The sequence below is a fragment of the Paenibacillus sp. Y660 genome (genome assembly GCF_057221575.1).
In genome coordinates this window covers 120973-145731 of record NZ_JBXBBJ010000009.1, presented here as the reverse complement: position 1 = coordinate 145731, position 24759 = coordinate 120973, and the positions used below count along the sequence as shown (strand labels likewise).

Annotated in this window: 22 protein-coding genes; 10 read left to right on the top strand and 12 right to left on the bottom strand. The window is 48.8% G+C overall.

Annotation, left to right across the window (positions count from 1 at the left end; genetic code table 11):
* Positions 1–274: 274 nt before the first annotated feature.
* Together AC2TDN_RS13115 and AC2TDN_RS13110 are read left to right on the top strand one after the other, a co-directional pair.
* Positions 275–1429: a peptidylprolyl isomerase gene (locus AC2TDN_RS13115; protein ID WP_484688292.1), complete on the top strand. Its 1155-nt coding sequence runs from the start codon at positions 275–277 to the stop codon at positions 1427–1429.
* A 457-nt stretch (positions 1430–1886) separates the two neighbouring features.
* Positions 1887–2762, top strand: a complete 876-nt coding sequence (locus AC2TDN_RS13110) for an aldose epimerase family protein (protein ID WP_484688291.1) — start codon at positions 1887–1889, stop codon at positions 2760–2762.
* 121 nt (positions 2763–2883) lie between these two features.
* Here AC2TDN_RS13110 and deoC read toward each other — a convergent pair whose 3' ends face one another.
* Positions 2884–3573, bottom strand: a complete 690-nt coding sequence (gene deoC, locus AC2TDN_RS13105) for a deoxyribose-phosphate aldolase (RefSeq protein WP_482068464.1) — start codon at positions 3571–3573, stop codon at positions 2884–2886.
* A 350-nt stretch (positions 3574–3923) separates the two neighbouring features.
* Here deoC and AC2TDN_RS13100 point away from each other — a divergent pair, with 350 nt between their 5' ends.
* A complete protein-coding gene (locus tag AC2TDN_RS13100) occupies positions 3924–5585 on the top strand; it encodes a PAS domain S-box protein (RefSeq protein ID WP_482068463.1) in 1662 nt (553 codons plus the stop codon).
* Positions 5586–5616: 31 nt separating this feature from the next.
* Here the strand turns inward: AC2TDN_RS13100 and AC2TDN_RS13095 are convergent, their stop codons facing one another.
* On the bottom strand, positions 5617–6813 hold the full coding sequence (locus AC2TDN_RS13095) for an MFS transporter (protein WP_482068462.1): 1197 nt from the start codon (positions 6811–6813) through the stop codon (positions 5617–5619).
* A 141-nt stretch (positions 6814–6954) separates the two neighbouring features.
* On the opposite strand from AC2TDN_RS13095, the gene AC2TDN_RS13090 reads away from it, so the two are divergent.
* A complete protein-coding gene (locus tag AC2TDN_RS13090; protein ID WP_484688290.1) occupies positions 6955–8499 on the top strand; it encodes an HD-GYP domain-containing protein in 1545 nt (514 codons plus the stop codon).
* A gap of 80 nt (positions 8500–8579) precedes the next feature.
* Here AC2TDN_RS13090 and AC2TDN_RS13085 read toward each other — a convergent pair whose 3' ends face one another.
* Positions 8580–9041: a cupin domain-containing protein gene (locus AC2TDN_RS13085; RefSeq protein ID WP_484688289.1), complete on the bottom strand. Its 462-nt coding sequence runs from the start codon at positions 9039–9041 to the stop codon at positions 8580–8582.
* 206 nt (positions 9042–9247) lie between these two features.
* On the opposite strand from AC2TDN_RS13085, the gene AC2TDN_RS13080 reads away from it, so the two are divergent.
* The 3 genes from AC2TDN_RS13080 to AC2TDN_RS13070 are packed head-to-tail and all read left to right on the top strand — an operon-like array spanning position 9248 to position 11394.
* Positions 9248–9610 carry a hypothetical protein gene (locus AC2TDN_RS13080; protein ID WP_484688288.1) on the top strand — a complete coding sequence of 121 codons (363 nt, stop codon included), beginning with the start codon at positions 9248–9250 and terminating at the stop codon, positions 9608–9610.
* A gap of 48 nt (positions 9611–9658) precedes the next feature.
* A complete protein-coding gene (locus AC2TDN_RS13075) occupies positions 9659–10150 on the top strand; it encodes a cation:proton antiporter regulatory subunit (protein ID WP_482068458.1) in 492 nt (163 codons plus the stop codon).
* 2 nt (positions 10151–10152) lie between these two features.
* Positions 10153–11394: a cation:proton antiporter gene (locus AC2TDN_RS13070; RefSeq protein ID WP_484688287.1), complete on the top strand. Its 1242-nt coding sequence runs from the start codon at positions 10153–10155 to the stop codon at positions 11392–11394.
* Positions 11395–12004: 610 nt separating this feature from the next.
* On the opposite strand, the gene AC2TDN_RS13065 is transcribed toward AC2TDN_RS13070, so the two are convergent.
* The 5 genes from AC2TDN_RS13065 to AC2TDN_RS13045 all read right to left on the bottom strand — a co-directional run bounded on the left by AC2TDN_RS13065 (position 12005) and on the right by AC2TDN_RS13045 (position 16125).
* The gene (locus tag AC2TDN_RS13065; protein WP_484688286.1) at positions 12005–12223 is read right to left on the bottom strand and encodes a hypothetical protein; all 219 of its coding nucleotides are present in this window, start codon (positions 12221–12223) and stop codon (positions 12005–12007) included.
* A gap of 74 nt (positions 12224–12297) precedes the next feature.
* Positions 12298–13605, bottom strand: a complete 1308-nt coding sequence (locus AC2TDN_RS13060; protein ID WP_484688285.1) for a beta-propeller fold lactonase family protein — start codon at positions 13603–13605, stop codon at positions 12298–12300.
* 269 nt (positions 13606–13874) lie between these two features.
* Positions 13875–14495 carry a DUF4275 family protein gene (locus AC2TDN_RS13055; protein ID WP_484688284.1) on the bottom strand — a complete coding sequence of 207 codons (621 nt, stop codon included), beginning with the start codon at positions 14493–14495 and terminating at the stop codon, positions 13875–13877.
* A 170-nt stretch (positions 14496–14665) separates the two neighbouring features.
* Complete coding sequence (locus AC2TDN_RS13050; RefSeq protein WP_484688283.1) at positions 14666–15445, bottom strand: hypothetical protein; 780 nt, start codon at positions 15443–15445, stop codon at positions 14666–14668.
* A gap of 305 nt (positions 15446–15750) precedes the next feature.
* Entirely contained in the window at positions 15751–16125 is a 375-nt protein-coding gene (locus tag AC2TDN_RS13045) for a c-type cytochrome (protein ID WP_482068452.1), read from the bottom strand.
* 182 nt (positions 16126–16307) lie between these two features.
* Between AC2TDN_RS13045 and tatC the strand changes: the two genes are divergently transcribed.
* Positions 16308–17039 carry a twin-arginine translocase subunit TatC gene (tatC, locus tag AC2TDN_RS13040; RefSeq protein ID WP_482068451.1) on the top strand — a complete coding sequence of 244 codons (732 nt, stop codon included), beginning with the start codon at positions 16308–16310 and terminating at the stop codon, positions 17037–17039.
* A gap of 19 nt (positions 17040–17058) precedes the next feature.
* Positions 17059–17262 carry a twin-arginine translocase TatA/TatE family subunit gene (tatA, locus tag AC2TDN_RS13035; RefSeq protein ID WP_169087736.1) on the top strand — a complete coding sequence of 68 codons (204 nt, stop codon included), beginning with the start codon at positions 17059–17061 and terminating at the stop codon, positions 17260–17262.
* An 80-nt stretch (positions 17263–17342) separates the two neighbouring features.
* Here tatA and ltrA read toward each other — a convergent pair whose 3' ends face one another.
* The 3 genes from ltrA to AC2TDN_RS13020 form a co-directional block, all read right to left on the bottom strand.
* Positions 17343–18605: a group II intron reverse transcriptase/maturase gene (gene ltrA, locus AC2TDN_RS13030; RefSeq protein WP_482065396.1), complete on the bottom strand. Its 1263-nt coding sequence runs from the start codon at positions 18603–18605 to the stop codon at positions 17343–17345.
* A 631-nt stretch (positions 18606–19236) separates the two neighbouring features.
* Positions 19237–20952 carry a GMC family oxidoreductase gene (locus AC2TDN_RS13025; RefSeq protein WP_484688282.1) on the bottom strand — a complete coding sequence of 572 codons (1716 nt, stop codon included), beginning with the start codon at positions 20950–20952 and terminating at the stop codon, positions 19237–19239.
* 16 nt (positions 20953–20968) lie between these two features.
* Complete coding sequence (locus AC2TDN_RS13020; RefSeq protein WP_482068449.1) at positions 20969–21748, bottom strand: gluconate 2-dehydrogenase subunit 3 family protein; 780 nt, start codon at positions 21746–21748, stop codon at positions 20969–20971.
* A 123-nt stretch (positions 21749–21871) separates the two neighbouring features.
* Between AC2TDN_RS13020 and AC2TDN_RS13015 the strand changes: the two genes are divergently transcribed.
* Positions 21872–22567 (top strand): hypothetical protein, encoded by a 696-nt coding sequence (locus AC2TDN_RS13015; RefSeq protein WP_484688281.1) that lies wholly within the window; start codon positions 21872–21874, stop codon positions 22565–22567.
* A gap of 462 nt (positions 22568–23029) precedes the next feature.
* On the opposite strand, the gene AC2TDN_RS13010 is transcribed toward AC2TDN_RS13015, so the two are convergent.
* The gene (locus AC2TDN_RS13010) at positions 23030–24748 is read right to left on the bottom strand and encodes an ABC transporter ATP-binding protein (RefSeq protein ID WP_484688280.1); all 1719 of its coding nucleotides are present in this window, start codon (positions 24746–24748) and stop codon (positions 23030–23032) included.
* Positions 24749–24759: the final 11 nt, after the last annotated feature.

Below are 24759 nucleotides of genomic sequence, written 5' to 3'. Positions count from 1 at the left end.
CCTAACGCGAAATTTGTAGGATAATGTTGGAATCTGCTCTGTCACTATCATATCATCCCGCAAGCTTCCTTTAAACAGTGAAGTTTATGCTGAAATGTGAGGATTTCCATTTCCAGCCATTCGTTAGCTTAAAAAAACGCATCGATCATTTTTTATACAAGCAATTAGGTATCGACAATTTCAGCAAACTATATTTTTATGTTAGATTAAGGTTTTTTCATGCATGTTTTGTTATAGTATTGAAAGACAGGCAAATACGAAGGGAGTTTATTTAATGACTAACAAGGACTCGCAGTCCAACAAAGAGCCAGAAAAAGAATTGGACGCGAAAGAAGAACGTTATACGTTCGAAGAAACCGAAAAGCAGGACAAGCTTTCAAATCAAGATGCAGCCATCGAAGAGGAGCTTCTTAAAGAATCCGACGGAGATCTGCCAGAAGCATCAAACGACGATATTCACACTGCAGCTTTAGGAGCAGAGAGCGCTCATCAAGCGCCAAAAGGCGGAGGCGGAAAAGCATGGATGATCATCTCGGCTGTTCTGGTCATTTTGCTCATCGTCGTATTAATTAAGCCGCCATTCGGACCTAGCAATGAAGCCGTGGCTACCGTCAACGGCACAGATATAAGCAAAGACCAGCTTTACGATGAGCTAGTTAAAGCAGGCGGTCCTGCTACGCTTGAGAACATCATTACGCAAGAGCTCATTCAGCAAGAGGCCAAAGCGAAAAGCATTACGGTTACAGATGCAGACATTGATGCCGAAATCGCGCTCATTAAGAAGACCTTTGGAACGGATGAGCAGTTCAACTCCGCGCTTGCTCAGTATAACATGACGCTTGACAGCTTGAAGAAGGATACAAAGATCAATCTGACGATCCGCAAAATTTTGGAGCCACAAACGGACGTTACAGCTGAAGAGATGCAGCAATTCTATGATGCGAACAAGGGTCAACTCGGCACGCCTGAGCAGATTCAAGCATCGCATATTTTGGTAGCCACCAAAGAAGAAGCAGACGCGATTCTTGCCGAGCTTAAGCAAGGCGGAGACTTCGCAGCTATTGCGAAGGAGAAATCAACCGACCCAGGCTCAAAGGATAATGGCGGCGACCTTGGCTTCTTTGGCAGAGGCGCTATGGTGCCTGAGTTTGAAGAGGCTGCTTTCGCACTAAAGGTTAATGAAATTAGCGGAGTTGTTCAATCCGAGCACGGCTTCCACATCATTAAGAAAACAGCTGAGAAAGCCGCTGTTGTACCAACCTTCGAAGAGAAGAAGAAAGAAATCAAGAAGCAGCTTGTTGCAACAGAAGTAAATGAGCTTTCCGAGGCTTGGATGAGTGAAATTCGTACAAAAGCGAAAATCACAAACACGCTGACTCCGGAAGCAACTACGGACCCTGCTGCGACTGAAGCACCAAAAGCTAAATAAGGTGACATGGAATATAGGGGCAGTGCCTCGCAGGAGCTTTATGGCCTGCGGGACGCTGTCCCTTTTTTTTGCCGCAATATAAAAAAAAGCCACCCTTCGCCCGGAGGGAGGAGCTAGGGATGGCTTTGGCTTCAGTAAAAAAGCAGGAGGATGTCATTTGTTGCTGTCGTCCTATGAACTGCCTGCTCTGCTCGATCGATATAGCCCGCTGCTTTCTGAAGTTAATCTATTGTATGCGAATCTCTTAAATGAGGAATAGATGATTGTTTTACTAGATACGACCATTTTGAATCCAGCGTCGTATTTGCGGAAGATGAGCCGGCTGATGACGGGGATGGAGATATGACACTATAGGCTGCGCTGTGATCATCATGTGCAAGTTATACGAGATCGTGCATAGCGAATATGATATGATGGGAACAATATGTCATTCATCTATTAATTGGAGGGAATTTAAGTGAGCAACTACGAAGTACGCAGCTATAAGGATACGTTTACGTTATATGAATTAACGGAGAAAAGCACCGATTCACGTGTGCTTGTATGTCCGGAGCGAGGCGGTATCGTGATTGGCTGCCAGCTGCACGGACTCGAACTCTTTTATCTGGACAAGTCGACCTTCGAGAATCCAACCGCGAACATCCGGGGCGGCAATCCCATCTTGTTCCCGATCTGCGGCCAGCTTGAAAGACAAGCTTATGAATGGAACGGGCAATCGTACAAAATGGCTAACCATGGGGTAGCCCGCACGGCTGTGTGGGAGGTTGTCGGCACCAAAGCCGAGGACGAGGCTTCGATTACGATTCGCTTGCAAAGCAATGAGGAGACGCTTCGCTCCTACCCTTTTGACTTCGAGCTGCTGTTCACTTATGAGCTGAAGGACGGCGAACTGCATACGCGTCAGCACTACCGCAATTTGAGCAAAGCGGCTGCAATGCCTTTCTATGCAGGCTTCCACCCTTACTTTGCCATTGATTCGGATAAGAAGATCGCCTATGACAACATCGATGCGACTCGTTACCTCGATTACAACGATAATATCGAGAAGCCATTCGAAGGCGTTCTGGATTTGGAAGGACTTGTAGAGTCCGTAACCTTGCTTGATCCCAAGAAAAGTGAAATTTCCTTCCTTGCCCTTCAGGGCGCACGTGTTCGCCTGACTTACGATGACATCTTCAAATACATGGTGCTATGGTCAGTGAAGGATCGTCCATTCGTGTGCGTTGAGCCGTGGATGGCTATGAACGGGGAGCTTAATCGCCAAGAGGAGCTTGTGCAGCTGAATGCAGGCGAAGAGCTGCATGCTAACCTTACGATAAGCTGCGAGCGTTAAACACGGTCCTCTCCAAAAAAACAGGAAGCCTTGCTCACCATGAGAATCGTCTCACGGTAAACAAGGCTTCCTTTATTTCTTTACTCTGACAGCTTCTTAACGATTAAATTGCTGCTGAATATTAATAGCCTTCGCCCTTACCGCCTGTGACGATGGCGATGCCGGAGCTTGCGCCAATGCGCGTTGCGCCAGCCGCGAACATTTGCAGCGCGGTTTCACGGTCGCGTATGCCGCCCGATGCCTTCACGCCGAGGTCAGGACCAACGGTGCGGCGCATAAGTGCGATATCCTCTACCGTAGCCCCGCCCTTGCCGAAGCCCGTCGACGTCTTCACGAAGTCAGCACCTGCTTTTTTGCATAGTTGACTTGCCGCAACCTTCTCTTCGTCTGTCAGAAGTCCAGTCTCAAGAATGACTTTAAGCAATGCTTTTCCTTTAACGGCAGCAGCTACACCTTCCACGTCACGCTGCACGCCTGCAAGATCGCCTGATTTCAGCAGCCCGATGTTCAGCACCATGTCTACCTCAGTCGCCCCATCTTCGATCGCAAACTTCGCTTCCGCAGCCTTGGAGGCCGTCGTAGTTGCCCCAAGCGGAAAACCAACGACCGTAGTAATGCCAACGCCCGAGCCCTTCAGCTCTTCAGCAGCAGCTGCTACCCAGCCCGCGTTCACGCACACCGTTGCAAATTGATATTGCTTAGCCTCGCGGCATATTTGCAAAATTTCTTCCTTCGTCGCATCCGCCTTTAGAATTGTATGATCGATCATCGCCGCTACTTCAGCAGGCGTGTAATTAGTGGCGCTACTCATTATTTATTCCTCCGATTCATCTCATACTATTCCAACTTCTGGCAACGCGCCGCCAAAGCGCATCGTCACTAGCTTATCCTATCCAAATAGAAGAACGAGATACGCATGTTATGTTTCATTATACGTAGCTTCCAAAAAAACAACAATAATATGCTGGCAAAGGCGCATGGCACGAGTAATGGCATCAATTGTTGGACTGGCTGGAAACAGCTGGCTTATGGGCAGCTGTTTTTTGCAGCGCTGCTTAAATATTAATGCTTAAGAGCTGTGGACAAACGAATTATTGTGTTCTATTCTTTAATATATACTAACATTCTTATCCAGTATGGACAGCAGAAGAGGTGCGAAGCTTGACCTTGATCTCAAAACCGAATCGCGAAGCCGATTTATTCCGCAGCGCATTCCATTACGCCCCAATCGGTATGGCTTTAGTTGATTTAGACGGCAGCATTATGGTGATTAACCCTTCCGCTCAAACGATGCTTGGTTACGAGGAAAATGAGCTTAGCACCGTAAACTATGCCCATATTACCCATCCAGATGATCTGGAGCAGGATAACAGCTATGTGAAGCAGCTTTTGGACGGCGAAATAGATACATATCAAATGCAAAAGAGATATTTCAAAAAAACCGGCGAAATTGTACCTGTGATATTATCCGTATCGCTTGTATACGACCAGGAGGGCAATCCTCGCCACTTTATATCTCAGATGATGGACATATCCGAAAAAGAGAAAGCGATATCAGAAGTAGAGCAGCTGACGCAGCGCATCTCCAACATTTTGGAGAGCATCTTGGATGCCTTCTTCTCGCTTGATGAGCAGTACCGGTTTATTTATACGAACGAAGCCGCTCAGAAGCTGTTTAGACGAAGCGAGCAGGAGCTGATCGGCCATAACATCTGGGAAGTGTTCCCGTGGTTAGTTGGTTCAAACAGTCAGCACGAGTTTAAGCTTGCTATGGAAAACAAACAGCAGAGGCTGTACGAGCAGTTTGTTCCGAAGCTGAACCAATGGTTTGAAGCGAATGTATATCCATACGAATTCGGCCTCTCCGTTCATTTTCGCCAAATTACAGAGCGCAAGCGGACAGCCGACCAGCTGCAGGAAAGCGAGAAGAGCTTCCGTCTGCTTGCCGAAAACTCAAGCGATATGATTTCCAAGCATAACCGGAACGGCTTATTTACTTACGTCTCTCCTGCTTGCTACAGTCTGCTCGGCTACCGAGACGATGAGTTGATCGGGCAATCGCCCTTTCACATGTACCATCCTGACGACAAGCAGCGGATGCTCGACAACCAAGAGCTAATTTACAAAAACTTTGACGACAGCGCCATTACTTACCGAATGAAACGCAAGGATGGCACCTATCGGTGGTTTGAATCTACATCTCGCGTCGTCTTTCACGATGGCGACCGCACGCAAACGCTGGTTTCGGTATCCAGAGATATTACGCCTCGCAAAGAGATCGAACTGAAGATGCTGGAGCAGTATCAAATTTTGCATGCTCTTTCTCACATCGATGAGCTGACGAATATCGCCAACAGGCGAACATTCGATGAATCGTGGAATAACGAGTGGGAGGATGCGCAGCGCCACCATATGCCGATTACGCTGATGCTGGGCGATATCGACAATTTCAAAGCCTATAATGATACGTTCGGGCATCAGAAAGGCGACGAATGCCTCAGACAGATCGCCTCTGCCATGCGCAGCGCACTGAAGCGCCCGCTCGATATTGTCGCCCGTTACGGAGGCGAGGAATTTGGCGTTATTTTGCCGCAAACGAGCAAGGAGCGTGCCGCTACAATCGCGCAGCGGCTGCTCGAAGCGGTTCGGAAGCTGCAAATCCCTCATTCCGAGGAGGCCTGCAATCCTTATGTCACGATCAGCATCGGCTCTGCAACCTGGAAGCCCGATTGCTCCTTTACGCAGAACGAGCTGTTCACCCATGCGGACAGTGCGCTTTATCAGGCGAAGCGCGAAGGAAAAAATCGATACATCTCCCAATAATGGATGCGATCGTAGACGCTGCCTCGCAGCGCTACGATCGCATTCCTTTCGTTATCTGATGCTCCCGCTTCAGCCGCCTCTCGTACAAGAAGTACACGGCCAAGTAAATAAGGAAGAACACGCTGGACACCAAATACATCGTTGCATAGTTCGACCATGTTGCGACCAAACCGAGCAGCATCGCACCGCTGCCGATGCCAATATCGAAGGCATTGTAGAACGTAGCCGTCGCCACCCCTCTGCGCTGCGGCTCCACTCTGTCGATTACCCAAGCCTGCAAGCCAGGAAAAATCGCCCCAAAGCCCGCTCCGTAAAAAACCGCTGCAAGCAGCAGAAGCCCCGTTGATTTTGTAAAAAAGAGAATGACGCATCCCACTATGCAAAAAATAGCCGCTGGGAACAGCACCCAGATCCGTCCTTTCGTATCAAATATTTTTCCGCTCACAAATCGGATCAGAAATTCGCTAATCGCAAGCACAAGAAAGAAGAAGCCGATATTTTCCACGCCCGCTTCTTTGCCGAACAACGTAATAAAGCTGATAATCCCTCCAAGGGATAAGCCAACAAGCATCCCGAGCAAAGACGGCATCAACGCCTTCGGCTCCACGAACCGAAGCATGAAGCTTGTGTTTGCTGCTGATGCTACTTGCGCTTGTGCCCGTTCCTCTCGCGAATCCCCCTTTACGAAGGCGGTACAGATGATTGCGATAAGCAGAATGCACGCTCCGACAATGAACAAGACGGAGAAGCCAAACTCCTCCATTAGCCAAATCCCAAGAAAGGGCCCTAGCGATATCGCTACCGCGTTGCCCGTGCCGAAGAAGCCCATCCCCTCGCCTCTGCGAGTGGCTGGAATAATGTCGGAGGCGACCGTACCGTACAAGGTCGTCGAAATGCCGAAGCCAACCCCATGCACGATACGAAGCATGAGCATCATCGTTATGGTCACTGCGGCGTAGTAGCTGGCTGTTCCGATTAAGCAGATCGCTACGCCGACAAGCAGCAGCAGCTTTTTGCCGAATTTATCAGAAGCCATGCCGACAAAGGGTCGCAATAATACCGCTGAGAACGTGAATAGGCCGATAATAAGTCCGATCTGCGCATCCGTTCCGCCCTTATTCGCCGCAAACATCGGAAGCGTCGGCAGCAGCATCTCGAGCGCTAAAAATAAAAATAAATTAGACAAAATCAGCAAAATAAATGGTTTGGTCCAAAGCGTTTCCTTCACCTTTTGTTTTCCTCTCATGTTCACCATATTTACGCGCAGTTTTTATTCATTATATTTAATATACATTTTTAAAATGCCGATTTATACTGTAGGTACTGTGTACTAGTCTAATAGACATTTCGAGAAAAGAGGTCACATCTTATGCATTTACTAAGCGAGCGCGAACAAAGCGGAGGCCGCGTGTATACCGCCTTCCTCTCTCAGCTCCTTCGTAATTATATCTTCGGCTCGACAGTCGCTGTTCTTGGAGTAGGCGGTATCGTTGTATTTTCTACCCTTACGATCCCATCCAAGGAACGTATTCTGTTAGGCGCCATTATGATGATTTCCCTTCTCATTATGTTCGCTTGTGAGCTATTTGTCTTCTATCGTCATCTCCGGCCGATTCAGGCCATCTTCAAAAACGGGCAGCCCACGTCAGAGCAGCTCAAAACCGCCTATCTTCAAACGCATCAATTTCCGACCCTATCGGTTAGGCGTACCTTCGGCCCGCATTTTCTCGGCTTGCTGGTGCCAGCCGTTATTATGGCATACATGCTCATAAAGTCAGGTTATTTAAATCTCCCCTACTCTTACATCGGAATCGCTTCCGCAGTAGCTTTCATGATCGCCAGTATGCATGCGATGATTGAATTTTTTTTGACATCCAAAGCGATTCGGCCTGTCGTTGCATTTATTCGAGATAAGCATAAGCAATTATACAAACAGGATATTACGTTAGGCGGCCGAGTTCTCGTATCCATCCGCACGAAGTTCCGCCTAAGCGCCTTTCTTATCGGAACACTGCCTTTATTGCTGTTCGGGCTTGCCTCGCAAATCAGGCTCGATCATATCCAAGGTGATGCCACTTCTGCGTATTGGCAGTGGGCTGTCATTATTCTCATCATCGGAGTCCTCTACTCCCTGCTTGGGGCATCACTCCTATCACGCAACATTGAAGATCCTATCCATACCATTCAAGAAGGCATGAGCAGCGTGCAAGCCGGCAATTTCGATTCGAGCGCGGCAGACATTTACTCCGACGAGTTTTCCAAGCTTGTTGCGGGCTTCAATCATATGGTAAATGGGCTGAAGGAGCGCGAGCAGCGCAATAACCAGCTCCTTCAAAGCTATTTCATGACGCTGGCAGCGGCGCTCGACGCTCGTGATACCTATACGGCCGGCCACTCGACTCGGGTAGCCCAATTTTCCGTTCAAATCGGCAGATTGGGCGGGTGGTCCGAGAACGATATCGATCTTCTTCACAAAACAGCGCTGCTCCATGATATCGGAAAAATCGGCGTACGCGATGCTGTGCTGCTTAAAGAGGGCCGTCTAACTGACGAGGAATTTGATCAAATCAAGCTGCACCCCGTCCTCGGCGAAAATATTTTGAAGCAGATCGAGCCGGCTGATGCGATGGCTGACCTGCTGCCAGGCGTTCGCTCGCATCATGAGCGTTACGACGGCAAAGGTTATCCCGACGGGCTGGCTGGCAACGATATCCCGCTGTTTGGCCGCGCGATCGCCATTGCAGATGCCTTCGATGCGATGACCTCGGATAGACCATACCGCAAGGGCATGACCTTTGAGCGAGCTATCTCGATTATAGAAGAAGGCAAAGGCACCCAATGGGATCCTAAGCTCGCGCAGCTCTTCATTGAATCGATTCGCGGGAAGGAAAGAGCTGACGAAGAAGCCTCTTAAATACAATAAGAGCCATCCGGCAAGGGATGTTCCCCCTTCTCGAATGGCTCTTTCTATGTTCTTATGAATAAGAGTGCTGATTACCGTTGGATAAGCTTAAAATCATCATAGTGAAAGCCTGGCGCCACGACGCAGGAAACGAGCACCGGCTCATCGCCAAGCGGACGAGACATTTGCCATTCATTCGCCGGCACGAGCGCCTGCGGGTGATGACCCGCCAGCACATCTGGCCCAACAATGATTTCTTTCCTTGTCTCCGGCGACTCTTGCGTTCCGCCAAGCGTCAGCATCAAAGGGCTGCCGGCATGCCACATCCACAGCTCGTCCGAATAAACAGTGTGCCAATCGGAAAACTCGTCGGGATGCAGCAGGAAGTATATAGACGATGCCGCAAAGCGAGGCCCTGAATAGGGAGCACCGAGCACCTCCTGCGGTATTTCAAATCCAGCCTTCCAAATTTCCTTGTACCATCCGCCTTCCACATGCTGCTTGAGTCCAAGCGACTGCACCAGCGACGACAGTTGTTTTACTGATACTCCCATCCATCTCAACCTTCTTTCTCTCTTTTTGCATACATATCGTTCATCCATTCGTTCCCTCATTCTATAACGCATCAGCTTATATCGTCAATTCAGGTGGGATTGAAGGATAATGTTCATTTTTTTGCCTAACTAATATATGGAATCGGCTTTGTTATTTTCGATTTATAAGTTATACTTATATTAACTAACTTGTTGGAGGTGGACAGATGAACAATAGCGTATATGATTTTGGTAGAATCAGCCGCAAGCATTTGATGAATTTGCTTATTATTGTTCCGCTGCTGCTTGCAGCGCTGTTCGCCTACCAAGCAGGCAATACGTTCGAGCTGACTGCTGGCGCAAGTCGAATGACGGCGTCAGCGAAATACTCGACGGCAATTGTTGGGAAACAGAACACCACAACGAAGGTTTTTTTTCCCGAGAACGTACTCCTGGCTGCCTATATGCATGCATTCATGCATATGCACTGGCTAGCCGCGAGCCTGTCCGCACTTCGCACGACTGTTCCGCAGCGATTGCGTGATTTGCTTATGACTCCAATTAAATTCACATCCCATTTCGTTGGTTAATCCTCTCATTTGGTTCGTATACTAACCACAAATGAGGAGGCACATACAATGAATATCAGAGAATCCGATCTGCCCGGTATCGGGCGTAAATACCAAGTTATGACGAGAAGCGGCGATAAGTTTGTGATCATCATTCATGATGACGGGCGCCGCGAGATGTACCACTTTGACTACGAGGATCCAGATGATAGCATTTCCATGGTTACCCTTGAGGATGAAGAAGCAAGGCAAGTCGCTGCCATCATTGGCGGCATGACCTACAAGCCGAAGGCGCTCGAGACCATCGAGGTGGCGCTTGACGACCTGACGATTGAATGGTACAAAATCGAACCAAACGCCGCATGCATCGGCATGACGATCGGCCAAGCCGATATCCGCCAAACGACCGGAGCGACGATCATCGCTGCTGTCGAGAAGGAAGCAAAGCATATTAATCCCGGCCCCGACTATATTTTCAAGACAGATACGACCCTCATCGTCGCAGGTGAACGCCAGCATTTGAAGCTTCTTAAGCTTATGCTGCAAAACGGGAGCCGTTAATTATGGATCATATGGTGCTGGAGATCGGTCTTGCTGTTATACTCATCGCCTTAGTCGGGCTGTTAGCTGCAAAAATTCGGTTTTCCGTCATCCCGTTTTATATTTTAATCGGCATGGCCGTAGGTCCTCATGCGCCTCACGTAGGCATATTGGACTTTAGGTTTATTCATAGTGCAGAACTAATCGAATTCATGGGACGGCTCGGCGTGCTGTTCCTGCTGTTCTATTTAGGTCTGGAGTTTTCTGTGGGTCGATTAATAAAATCGGGTCGCTCTATTGCGATAGGCGGAACCATCTATATCCTTATCAACTTTTCACTTGGCTTGTTATTCGGCTGGATCAACGACTTCCCTGTTGAGGAAACGATGGTCATTGCCGGTATTACAACAATATCATCGAGCGCTATCGTCGCGAAGGTGCTCGTCGATTTGAAGCGGACAGCAAACCCGGAGACGGAGATGATTCTTGGAATCATTATGTTTGAGGATATTTTCCTAGCTGTTTATATATCCGTCCTCTCCGGACTTGTGCTCAGCGACTCGTCATCCTTAGGCGGCGTGCTGCTGTCCGCATCGTACGCATTAGGCTTTATGCTGCTCTTCCTTATCATTGGCAGGAAAGCAGCCCCTCTCTTGAACAAAATTTTCAATATTCGCTCGAATGAGCTGTTTCTGCTGCTCGTATTCGGCTTCCTGTTCCTCGTGGCAGGCTTCTCTGAAACGATTCACGTGGCAGAGGCAATCGGAGCGCTGCTCGTTGGCTTGGTGCTGGCGGAGACGATCCATATGAAGCGGATCGAGCATCTTATCCTACCCTTCCGCGATTTCTTCGGAGCGCTATTCTTCTTCAGCTTCGGTCTGACGATCGACCCGTTCGCGCTTGGCGGTGCGGTATGGCTGTCGCTTGGAGCTGTTGGCATTACGCTATTTGGCAACTTCGTCGCCGGCATGCTAGCGGGAAAAAGCGCCGGCTTGTCGCCCAAGGCATCCGCAAACATCGGTCTGACTATCGTATCACGCGGCGAGTTCTCCATCATTATGGCGAACCTAGGCAAGACCGGCGGCTTGCTCGAGCTTCTTCAGCCGTTCGCTGCCTTGTATGTGCTCATCCTTGCGATACTAGGACCGCTTCTGACGAAGGAGTCGAAGCTTGTGTTCAAAGGATTAAATTCGATTTTCCGATGGGAAAAACCGAAAAAGCCTCGTGAGCCAGTGCCAGCGAAGGAACCGGCAGACAATAGTTGACACAAAGGAGGCCTGGATGCTTTATCCAGGCCTCTTCTTTATTTAGTGGACATAGCTGCGACGGTCGGTCGGTTGGGTGGTACAACCTCTCACCATACCCTGCTCTCCTTGCTACGTTGCAGCTCCAAAAAACTAACCACTCACCACTCTGAACTCCCCTTGCTACGTTACAGCTCCAAAAAACTAACCACTCACCACACTCTACTCTCCTTGCTACGTTGCAGTTAATGCACCGTAAACCCCTTCCCAGCTGAACCCCATCAGCTACGTTGCAGTTACTACAACAGAATGGACGCTAACTAGCCCATTTTCTGCTTTAGGGGCGATTTTGGTTGCAAAAGTGCAGCGTAGCTCCTTAAATACTCTGCCATGTCAGGTTTCTATTGCACTTTCTACAACGTACCAAACTTTGTTGCTACAGCCTCAGCCAACCCCAGGCATGATCATATGGGGTCAGCCTGCCGCTGACCAACATACTGGTCACCATTACGGGCAGCTTTGTTTTATTTCTGGCAGCCGGTCTGCTTTATTTTAAACGTAAGGAAATATAAGCTTGTCTTATAAAATTGACAGTCTAGAACATGAGAATCATGTTTCAGACTGTCGCTTCTTAAATAAATGGATTCCTCTTTAATTCGGATATCGATTTGGCATGCCCTACATTGACTGCTTCCTCTAAAATAGCTGGTTCAGAGGACTGATCGTCCACCTCTTGCAGTACTATAGTGAATTTCCCAATGCCCGGAATAAAGACTTGGGAGACAGCATTCTCTTTACTCATAGTTGAGAACAGCTCCATTAGATTCTCTTTCGTTCTAACTTCTTTCATCTACATCACCGCCCGTTGTAAAATCATGAATCCTAACAAAGGCTCCTAACTTGTTACCTTCGCTTCAAAACAGCCTATGGGTTAACTCCGATTGCAAATGGACTAGCGCCAACTGGAATGCTTGCAATTACCGTATTGGTAGCTCCATCAATGACAGAAATGTTGTTATCATCCTGATTGGTTACATAAACACGATTCGTTATTGGATTGACCCCTGCTCCATTCGGATTATTCCCTACTGGGATTGTAGCAATGACGATATTTGTAAGCCCACTAATAACCGATACGTTATTAGTATCTCGATTTGGTACATAAATCGCATTCGTAGCACGATCAATTCCCACTTCCCCTGGTGTAGTTCCTACAGGAACGGTAGCGATGACCGTATTGCTGGCACCATCGATTACTGATATCGAATTGCCTGTAAAATTTGAAATATAAATACGATTAGTATCCGGATTGACCCCTACTCTAAATGGGTTTACCCCCACTGGAATGTTAGTAATCACCGTATTCGTTGCTCCATCTATGACAGAAACGATATCAAAATTAAAATTCGCAACATAAATACGATTGGTGGTTGGATTGACTCCTACACCAGTTGGAAGAGAGAGGCCCCCGACAGGCACAATGGTCGCAACCTCGGTATCGGTCAAGCCTTCAATCTCAGAAACAGCATTACTATTGAAATTTGCTGTGTAAATGGCATTGGTAGCCGGATTCACCGCCACTGCGCTCGGTCCACTCCCGACTGGAACAGCAGCGATTACCGTATTCGTTATTCCATCAATTACGGATACTTCATCGCTGCTCAGATTCGCTACATAGATCCGATTAATTAATGGATTAACATCTACTCCCGCAGGACTTACCCCAACAGGGATGGTAGCAATCACCACATTTGTTGCACCATCAATCACGGAAACATTGTTGCTAATGAAATTGGCTACATATATACGATTAACCGCTTGATTTGCGGCAGGTCCTTGTGGCCCGATCGGACCCTCCGGTCCGGCTGCCCCCGTTGCTCCGGCAGCACCCTGAGGTCCAACTGCCCCCGTTGCTCCGACTTCACCTGACGGCCCGACTGGCCCGACTGGCCCTTGTGGACCTTGTGGACCTTGTGGACCTTGTGGACCTTGTGGACCTTGTGGACCTTGTGGACCTTGTGGACCTTGAATACCTTGAGAGCCTTCGGGTCCTCTATATCCGCGCGCCCCTCTATATCCACGTGGTCCGCGAAGCCTTCCTGTTTCTTCAAGCTCCTCAACTTCCCCTTCAAGCCTGCATACCTTTTTACGCAGCTTATTTAAATCTCGTCGAATGTGCAAAGGTTTTCGTTTTAACTTTCTTTTCTTTGGATTTTCGCAAAAATCCACCATCAATCACCACCTTATAGATACATTTACTAAATCCTATGCTTAATATCTATCGGGGGCATGGACTTGCGTCTATTGGAGCTTGAAACCCAAGCCTTATTACATCTGATCTCCAACAGCGTCCGTGGGTTATCCACCAAATTCCGCAAAGCTTTCACGGTACCGTCACTATTCATTACGGCGAGCCTAATTATCCGCCTATTCCGAGGATTAAGGGGTATGAGAATTAGAGAGTATAGGGTTCCATAAAGTAATGTGGACTCATCCATTGGTTAACTTTTGCAGCTAAAATAAGGCCCGCACTGTGACTCATGCGTCTGCACATAGGTCCATTGAAACGACTTGTCCACGATATAGATGTCAGACTCGCCTTCCAAATCTGCCGAGGTCAAATCAGCCGCATTTTCGATATAGATTGACGAATGTCCATACTGGTAAAAGACGTAACAGCCTTGCTTTTCAACGTTACAAAATGCTTCAACTGCCGCATCATCGCTTAAGCACGGCTTTCTCTTATAGCTAAATAGATGCCATAAAAACTGATCCATATAAATGGCTTCTTTCTCAAGAGCAACTAATCCATCGGCAAAAGCTTGCTCCCACATGCGCTTGATCTCTTGTCCGTCAAAATCCGCTTTTACCGCTCTTATATTTTTAGCTTCCAGAATCGGCAAGAGCTTCAAATACTCGAACCCTTCTACCGTTTCGCCAAATAAGTCCGCTTTGACCATTTCCTTAAATTCATCGCTCGAATGCCCCAGCATTTGCAGCAGCGTGCTCGCTTGACGTAAGACAAGATCTTGATCGATTGTTGAAGCCTTTTCAAAAAAACCTTCGGGGTACTGTTTAATCTGAATTGTCTCAACCGCACCAAAATATTCAAGTATAGACATTCGTAAGCCATTGCGACGAATCAGGGAAAGTTACGAATACACAAACCTGAGCATTCTCATCGTCCGTCACCCATTCCTCATTTTCAATCCGGATATGCCTCTTTTTTGAAAACATAAAATCACCTCTAATCTATAATTAGAGGAGGCTTCAAACACTTTCCTTCAAAAATCTATGTCCGCTTTAGATATGGAGGGTCTTCCCCTTCTCTTTTGTAAATGGTCATTCCTGAGCGTTCTACTCGATAAGACAGGTACCGCGAGTTCGTTTGCGCATCTTTGGTCCAGCTTTCGCTAAAGGTAACAATATATTTGTTATTGGCCATCTCTCTCGCGCTTGTTTCTCTAACGACCTGATAACCGTCGACCGTTCCTTGCCAACGCCCGATTTCATCAGGGAATATACTTGTTGACGTTCCTTCCCCAGCAGTAGCAAATGCAACGGCTTCCTCTATTGTAAAAGGCGGCAACGGCGGCGAAAGGGACTGCAGCGTTCCCCATGACACCCCATACAGAAGCACGGGAGAAAGAACAACAATGATCATTCCTTTTGACCCTAGAGGCCTTACTCTCAGCCACCAGTCGATAATCCCATACCCTAATGCAGTCGCCATGCCGTACAAGACCAACAACCAATAAGGAAAGAGGAGACCAAGCGCCATTCCAAAAATGCCGTGCAAAACAACGATAATCAATGAGTATGGGATTATTCCCTTTACCCGAACCCACTCTAAAGCCAGCGACACTCCGTTCCCGAAGAAAAGGACAATAGTTCCAATGTACATGATATAAATAAACGTCCATCCGATCAGCTCATTCCCGCTATTGTGGGCAAGCTCCCACTCGCCTTTCCCGAAGACACTTGAAACGGCCATCAAAAAAGAAGCTACAGCAGTTACGATATAGGTCGTAAAAAACTTTCGAATCATGAGACTTACCGCTTGATCCAGCATGCTGGTTCCCCACCCTTTGCAGCTATTACGCTATTTTCATTAATCATAACGAAGCGCATGCGCTGCAAACAGTTCTAACTTTTGTAGAACCTACTCGTATAAATCCACAATATATAAAAAGACTATCGATCAAAGCGACCGACTTGATGGTTACCTCTTGGATTGTGTCGTCATCAATAATCGTTAGAGCATAGATTTTAACCGCTTCAGTTGCTGTACTGTTGCCCAGCTTCTCCCTTTACAACAAAAAAAGAAGCAGCCGCAGCTGCCCCTTCTCAAAACCTATACTATTCATTCTGCCCTCACTACTTGTGCTCGGCCAGCCACGCTGAGAGCGCTGCAATCTCAGTATCCTTCAGTTGCCCTTTGTAAGCAGGCATCCCGTTTCCACCATTGCTGATTTGCGCATTGATCTGATCGACGGTCATTCTGGAGCCTATTTTCTGCAAGTTGGGACCAACGCCGCCAGAGAGGTCAACAGCATGGCAGCTTACGCAGTTTTTCCCGTAAAGGGATTCCGCTTCTTCCGTATTAACGGTTGTTCCCCCGTTCCCCCCGTTGTTCTCGGCAGGCGGTTGCTCGTTTGCTCCGTTATTCGTATTATTGCCGCCGCAAGCGGACAGCCCGATTACCAGTAAAGTGCCGGCAACCCATAGAAACCATTTGTTTTTTCTCATCATTTTTTTGCCTCCTAATTCAGGGAAAATCGTTGTTACGTTTCCCGAAATACACAGGTCATATACAGACGCTCCCAAAGATTTTCAGAAAAGGCAGCGCAGCGCATAACCGTAAGGTTACTGGTTATCCTAAGGAAATATCATGGGAGATTAACTGTAAAAAGCATGTAATGCGGGGTGAAAATGTGGATATTGAGGGGGATCTGGTCAACCACTTGACCGAGCTGCGGAAGAGGCTGATCATCGTGATCACCTGCTTTTTCGTGGCGATGAGCGGAGGGCTGTATGTGTCCCCGGCCATTTTGCGATACATCAAGTCAGGACTAACCGCCAAATCAGTGGAGTGGAACGTCTTCTCGTTCACGGACGGTTTGTTCATTTATTTGCGCTGCGCCTTCCTGTTCGCCATTCTGTTCACGCTGCCGGTATTGCTGTATCAGACATGGGCATTCGTGCGGCCTGGCCTAACGGAAACCGAAGCAAAGGGAACGCTGGCCTATGTGCCCGTATCCTTCCTGCTGTTTCTCACAGGCGTATCCTTCAGCTACTTTCTCGTATTTCCGATGATGCTCGGATTCATGATTGAAATGAATCATAATGTAGGCGCAGTCGAGACATACGGCATTGATCGGTATTTCAGCTTTCTATTCAGCGTCGTGTTCCCGCTTGGCGTCGCGTTCGAGATGCCGCTTATTATTTTGTTTCTGACGAGGCTCGGACTGCTGACCCCTGAGCGGCTGAGCAGCTCGCGCAAATATGCCTATGTTAGTCTAGCCGTTGTCGGGTCTTGCATCTCCCCGCCGGACTTTGTCTCACATCTCTCCGTAACCGTTCCGCTGCTGTTGCTCTTCGAGATCAGCGTGCTCGTTACCCGGAGATACGCCAAGCGGCTAGCTGCTGTTCCTTCCCCTACTTGAACCAAAAGGAGATTTGCACATGTTTAACAATATCGGCGTTTCGGGGTTAGTTATTATTTTGCTTATCGCGCTCATCGTGTTTGGGCCTGCCAAGCTGCCGCTGCTCGGCAGGGCATTCGGCGATACGCTGCGTGAATTCCGCAGCTCAACGCGCGGCATTGTCGACGAGGAGCAAGACGATCCGTCCACGGACAAAAAGGATGACATCAAGAAGCTGCTTTAGTCCGCGGATAATCGAGTAGGAGGGGGCGATAAACCCCCGTCCTCTCACACCACCGTACGTACCGTTCGGTATACGGCGGTTCATGTCATATTCCGCAGTTGTTTGTATCTGTCCGTTAAGCTTTTCAGACCAAGAGATAACCAATATTGGTTATCTAGTGATCGATGGAGAATTGGACTGCATGCGATACGCCAGTATTTCTTCCTCGAATTTCCCCATTCATATGCCTTCTGTTTCGGGACTCCAAGCGACACCAATTTTCTAACCTTTGTCTTTGGTTGCTTCCATTGTTTCCAGACACACATCCGGAGCCTTCTCCTTGTCCATTCGTCCAGTTCTTGGAATAGGCTTTTCGTGTCCGACAGCGCGTAATATCCGCACCAGCCCGTAAGATATTGATTTAGCTCCTTTATCCGCTTCTCGATCGGGATCGGCTTACTACGAGAGGTTATCGCTTTGATCCTTGCTTTCACTCGCTCTAGCGATGGTTTTGCTATCTTTACTCTCGGATTCTTTTTATCCCAACTGAACGTAAATCCTAGAAACTTGCGTTTCCATGGGCGATCTACCGCGCTTTTCTCTCGGTTTACCTTCAACTTCAGTTTTCCCTCAATAAATGTGGTAATGGATTTCATCACCCGTTGTCCTGCCTTCCACGTTTTCACGTAGATGTTACAGTCATCGGCATATCTTACGAAGCGGAGGTTCCTCTGTTCTAGTTCCTTATCCAATTCGTCAAGGACGATATTAGATAACAATGGACTCAGCGGACCTCCTTGCGGCGCTCCTTCCGTTGATGCTTGGACGAGTCCTCTTTCCATGACTCCCGCCTGCAAATAAGTGCGTATGAGTTTCAACACTGTTTTGTCTGTTACTCGTTCCGCTAGCTTTGCCATTAAGCGGTCATGATGGATATGATCGAAGAATTTCTCCATGTCGATGTCTACCACAATTCGATGTCCCTCTTGCATGTAGCTGCGCGCTTTCCTCACCGCATCATGTGCTCGCCTTTGAGGGCGAAATCCATAGCTTTGTTCAGAAAATGCGGGGTCAAATACCGGGGTTAATACTTGCGTGATCGCCTGCTGGATGAGGCGGTCTGTCACGGTTGGTATGCCTAAGAACCGAGTTCCACCGTTCGGCTTCGGGATTTCGACCCGACGGACTGGACTAGGCTCATAGGTTCCGTTTCTTATGCTTTTGCGAATCGTTTGCCAGTTTTGTACGATGTGTCTGCGTAAATCTTTTACCGACATGCCATCTACGCCATGGCTTCCCTTATTCGCTTCGACCCTTGCTAGCGCCGACAGCATATTGCCTCGTGACAGCACTTCCTCGATCATCCTTCGATACACTCCCTTGCGTGAACGTCTCTTCTCTTTGTGCCGTTGATGAACTCTGCCCTTCTGAGTACCCTCAGCGTATTCACCGCTACTTTCCTCAGATAAGTCCCTTAAAGAAAGGGATTGTCTGCTTTCCATGTCCATCCTCGAACGCCAAGTCGCTTACGTTCCTATTCCATGTTCGGCCCTTCCGCAAGCTGTTGCAACAGCCCACGTACTATGGCTTCTGCTGACTTCTATACGTTCAGCCTGCTTTCACAAGCAGGTTTACGAGGTTTCTCGCGTTCCGTACAGATCTCCCCAGGTAAGAGCGCTATCTTCCTCTCCATCTATCTGCTTCATTTACTCTCGCACGCCTTCGGCAGTAAGGACTTTGGTTTGTTTAGCAACCTCATCCAACGTACGCTAGCCTGATATGAAGTTCGTGTTCCTCAGACCGGAGATTTGCCGCCGGCTTCCTTCAGATTCCACCTCGCGATGGACACCCTTGCCTTAAGCTATGGCTACTACTGCCTTCACCATTCGGGACTTGAACCCTATAGATAGCGCCCATGCTGGGCGCACTAAAAAGACCGCTCCCGTATCGCTTCGGGAGCGGTCTTTCTTTGCGTTTAACGGACGCTTCTTTCCATTAGACGAGCAATCCGCCCTTTTCTTTGTACTTCAAGATGCCCTCTGCAGCAAGGTAAGCCAGCGCCCCAACGGTATCCGTCGGATTATAGCCGGCGTTCTGTGGAAATGAGCTTGCACCAACGACAAAAACATTGTCCGCATCCCACATTTGACTATACCTATTGACCGCTGATGTGTCTGGCTGAGTTCCCATCATGACGCCTCCCGTATTATGCGTCGACTGATAGGTCATAATTTCGTACGGACCAAGCTCCTTTAAATAATCGACTTTATCCGCACCCATCTCCTTCATAATCTGTGAGCAGCGCTGGGACAAAAATTTCGCCAGCTCTCGATCCTGCTCCTCGAAATCAAACGTTATGCGAAGCAGCGGGTCGCCATAGACGTCTTTATAAGTCGTATCCAGATCGAGAAAATGATGCTTGAACGCCATCGAGGACCCCTGCACTCCAATACTAAGCGTACGATTCGCATAATGGACTGATTTCTCCTTGAATTCATAGCCCCATGAGGCTGTACCCGACGGAGTGGGATTATTCTGTATCGGACGAGCGCCGGCTTGACCGATCGAGATGACGCCTCCATGGATAAAATTCAGCTCGGAGTGGTCGAAGTTATCGCCATTGAAATCGTCAATTGAGACGCCCAGCGCGCCTGCGCCCGCAAAGCTATTGAACTGCTGTTTTTCGAAAAAGCCTACAGCGCTCCCTTTGATGACCTGATACGCATAGTTCCGGCCGATAACTCCTGTACCTGTCGACGGATCGTAAGGCTTCCCAAGCCCGGACATGAGCAGCAGGCGAACATTGTTGAACACATAGCTCGTCACGACGACGATATCCGCAGGCTGAATGATTTCCTCTCCCGTGGTCACATCCGTATACATGACGCCTGTCGCCTTTCCGCCCTTATGTAAAATGCGACGAACATTTGAATGGGTGCGGATTTCAAACTTCCCCGTCTTATTGGCAACCGGAATGACGGTCACCACAGGATCAGCTTTGGCCCCGTATTCACAGCCGAAGCGCTCGCAATATCCGCAGTACTGGCATGCCGCGCGGGCAATGCCGTCGGAATTCGTGTAATTTTCCGATAAATTCGCAGAGGGCATCATATACGGATTCAGTTTCATGCGGGTAGTCGCATCGACAAAGAGCTGCATCGCGGGCGATTTTTTCATCGGGGGGGTTGGATAAGGCTTGCTTCGTTTGCCGCCAAGCGAGTTCTCCTCGCCTGAAATACCGGCCATGATCTCGAATTTATCGTAATACGGCTCAAGCTCGTCATAGGTGATGCCCCAATCCTGAATCGTCATGTTAGCCGGAATTTTATTTTTTCCGTATTTCTCAATCGTTTTGCTGCGGATTTCAAAATCGTAAGGCAAGAAACGATACGTTTGGCCGTTCCAATGAACGCCGGCTCCGCCAAGCCCGTCTCCAATTAGAAAGGAGCCGTATTGCCGCATAGGCAGCGCACGAATTTTCTCATTGCTGCGGAACGTGATCGTTTCCTTGGACAAATCCTGCATCATTTCGTAGCGAAGCGCGTAACGGAGCTCGTCGTGGATCATAAAATAGTCCTCAGTCTTCCGCTCCTTGCCTCGCTCTAATCCAACTACATTTAAGCCTTTCTTTGTCAGCTCGGCAGCGATGATGCCGCCTGACCATCCGACGCCTACGATGACGACATCGGTTTTCGGTAATGTTTTGGCCATATTATCCTCCGATTCACTAATGAGAAACCAAATGATCTTGCAGGCTGCTCGGTTCGATTTTGGTAAAATCCTTATCAATAATGCTGACATAGCTCATCTGATTGCCCGGATAGCTGCGCATCTTCCACCCATTCATGTTCGTATTGCCCCCATATAGCGGGTCGCTATACGCGCCTTCAAGGGTGTTGGTTCGCAGCATCTTGAAGAAGCTGCTCGCAGAGATCGTCGTCAGCTTCACAGCGTCTGACTCGAAGCTCTTAAGCACCTCATCCTGCTCCTCGCCGGCTAATTCCACGAAGCTTTTCTGATATTTGGTCATGCTATAGTTCTCCATCTCACGCAGTCCGATCTCGAAAATTTCCCGCCGCTTCAACCGGCCTTGGTAGCCCTGCTCCTTCTCTCCTGTGAAGAACGGCGGCGTCATATAATCCCGCCCGTTGAAGCCCCATTCCCCAGCCAGCTGGTGGTCGATAAAGAAGGCAACCCCAAGCGACTTCGCACCGGGACCATTCTCATCCTCAGGAAAGATACGCTCTGTGGCGCTCTCGGTGATTCGGAACTGCTCCTGCGTAAAAAACATGAGCGCGTGATTGTAGTTTTTGGCCTCGGGCGTCTTTCCTTCATCTGGCGCTGCCGGCGCATTATCTGTGGCTGGCTTTCTCTTGATCAGGGAGCCGAGTGCCCCACCCACCATAATACCGCCCAGCGCATAGCCTGTATTGACAAGAAACTTACGTCGGGAGCTGTTGTCTACCGCTCGTTTGCCTGGGTCTTTCTGTTTGTCTATCCGATCCAATGCTTGCACCTCCTGGAAGCTTCACTCTTTCTCCTTTATTATTTTCCAAGAAGTCATGAATATTCATTTCATGGAAAGGGTCATCCTAAAAGCAAAATGCAACCTATGGAGGATGATTTTTCAATGACTACCACCCGCAAACTGCTCGTACTGACATCTGCCGCTTTAGCTTTGGCTTTTACCGGCTGCGCCAATGGGACAGCGCCAAATACCCAAACAAAATCTGATCAGCAGCAGCAGGCTCATATGCTTCATGATCCCTCCATCATTCCAAGCGAAGGCGGACCGAAGCTGCATACGACCAATGAGCATGGCAAAACCACTTACGGCATGGGCACATCCGTCTACAGTATGATCGGCAGCTCAGGGCTGAACGCAAGCGGCTTCTCCGCGCATCTGGAATCGCGCCTCAGCGGCATCGGCATCCCTGACGTGCGCGTATTCGTCTTTGACGATACGGTCGTGCTCGCCGCGGAGAAGCATGCGGCTTCCGCCTCGCAATATGACAGCCTTCAGAGAAAGCTGCTCGATCAGACCGAAGGGCTTTCTGGCAAAGGCTATTCGCCGGAAGATGGCCTCGGCGGCATGAGCGGCACGGACAAGGACAGCCACGACAATCTGGCGATGGCAGCAAGCCAGATCAAGACGTTCATGGGCGGAGACGTCAAGGTACTGACCGTAACGGGCGCTAGAGCAGTAAAGGTCATCGAGCAGATTCGTGCGGATACGATGGCTAAAAACATATCCCCAGATAAGGTGGCAAACGGTATCCGGGATCTACTGAGGCTGGTAAAGGCAGAGCATCGCCGCAACCGTTAATCTCATTAAATAAAGCAGCGGCTGCCGGCAAAAGGCTGGCAGCCGCTTTTCAGTTCAAACCGTAGCTGAATCAATGTGCTCATTTTCCGCATTGGAGGCTATTTCTGTTGTATTTTCTGCAGTGTAGCCCTCATTTGGAGAGTCATGTCAGGTTTCTGCTGTATTTTCTGCACTGTAGCGATTGGAGCTGGCACAGTAACCGAAGAGTAGCCTGCGGTAATAATGAAGAAGAGTGTTCAAGGGCATCAGCGAATGAATGGGAATGGTTCGAGTATTAATCAGAGTCATGAGTCCCAAATAAAAAGAAAAACGCCTCCAAAACCGCTGCTCAAGCAGGGTTGGGGGCGTTTTTCGGTATGGATGCTTCCTGTCAGTATTCGGGGAAGGGGACATCCGGTATAACTTTCGAGCCAGCCCCATCCATTCTCCCAGCCTCAACGCTCGCAAAGGCATCGCCTGCGATTAATTGGCGCCGAACTGCGCGTGGTGCAAGCGGCTGTAAATGCCGCCCGCCGACACTAGCTCCTCGTGGCGGCCTTGCTCGGTAATGCCCTGCTCCGTTACAACGACGATGCGATCCGCATTCTTGATCGTCGCAAGACGGTGCGCGATCACGAGCGTCGTGCGGCCGACGGACAGCTCAGCCAGCGATTGCTGAATCGCCGCTTCTGTTTCTGTATCGAGCGCCGACGTCGCTTCGTCGAGAATAAGGATTGGCGGATTTTTGAGGAACATCCGCGCAATTGCCAGGCGCTGCTTCTGCCCGCCGGACAGCTTCACGCCGCGTTCGCCGACAACCGTATCCAGCCCCTGCGGCTGCGCTTGGATGAACTCCTCGAGCTTCGCTCTGCGAGCTGCCTGCCAAATATCCTCATCGGATGCGCCCAGCTTGCCGTAAATAATATTTTCACGAATCGTGCCCGCGAACAGGAATACATCCTGCTGTACGATTCCGATCTGCTTCCGCAGCGATTCCATCTTCAGATCGCGAATATCGTAGCCGTCGACTGAAATGCTGCCGCCCTCTATCTCATAGAAACGCGGCAGCAAGCTGCAAAGCGTCGTTTTGCCGGCACCGGATGGTCCAACGAAAGCAATCGTCTCGCCTGCGCGGATTTTCAGATCGATATTTTGCAGAACCTTAGCTTCGCCTTCATAACCGAACGTAACATTTTGATAAACAATATTTCCGCTTAAACGATCCACCTCAACAGCATCCGGCTTATCTGCAACGTCTGGCGCTGTCTCTAGCAGCTGCACGTAGCGCTTAAAGCCAGCGATGCCTTTCGGATAGCTTTCGATAACGGCATTAATTTTCTCAATCGGCTTAAAGAAGATGTTCGTCAGCAAAACAAAGCTAATGAATTCGCCGTATTTCAGGTCTCCCTTAATAACGAACCATGTCCCCGCCACGAGCACAAATACCGATACAAGCCTCATCAGCATGTACGTAATCGACGAGTTCAAGCCAATAATTTTGTAGGAAATAAGCTTGGCTTCACGAAAGCGCAGATTGTTGACCTTGAACAGCTTTTTCTCATGCTTCTCGTTCGAGAACGCTTGAACGACACGAATGCCGCCAACTGTATCCTCAACGCGTGCGTTGAAATCAGCCATATCCGAGAACAGCCGATTCGCTGCTTTCGTCATTTTGCCGTTGAACAGCAGAACGAGCCATATAATGATTGGAACGATAATGAACGTTAGAATGGCTAACTCCAAATTAATATAGGCCATAATGCCGAATGCTCCGACCAGCGTCATCGCGGCTATGAACATATCCTCCGGTCCGTGATGGGCAACCTCGCCAATCTCGAACAAATCATTCGTAAGGCGCGAGATCAGGTGGCCTGTTTTCGTATTATCGAAAAATCGGAACGACAGCTTCTGGATATGATCGAACAGCTTCTTCCGCATGTCCGTCTCAATATTAATGCCAAGCATATGCCCCCAGTAGGTGACGATATATTGCAATATGGTATTAATGACATAAACGACGAGAAGGATAGCGCAGGCTGTTATAATCAAACCCCAGTTCTCGTCCGGCAGCAGCGTATCAATCACATAGCTGACCGCTAGAGGGAAGCATAGCTCCAGCACCGACAGCAGAACTGCACAGCAGAAATCAAGCAGGAACAGCTTTTTGTAAGGCTTATAATAAGCAAAAAATCGTAAAAGCATCTCGAACTCCT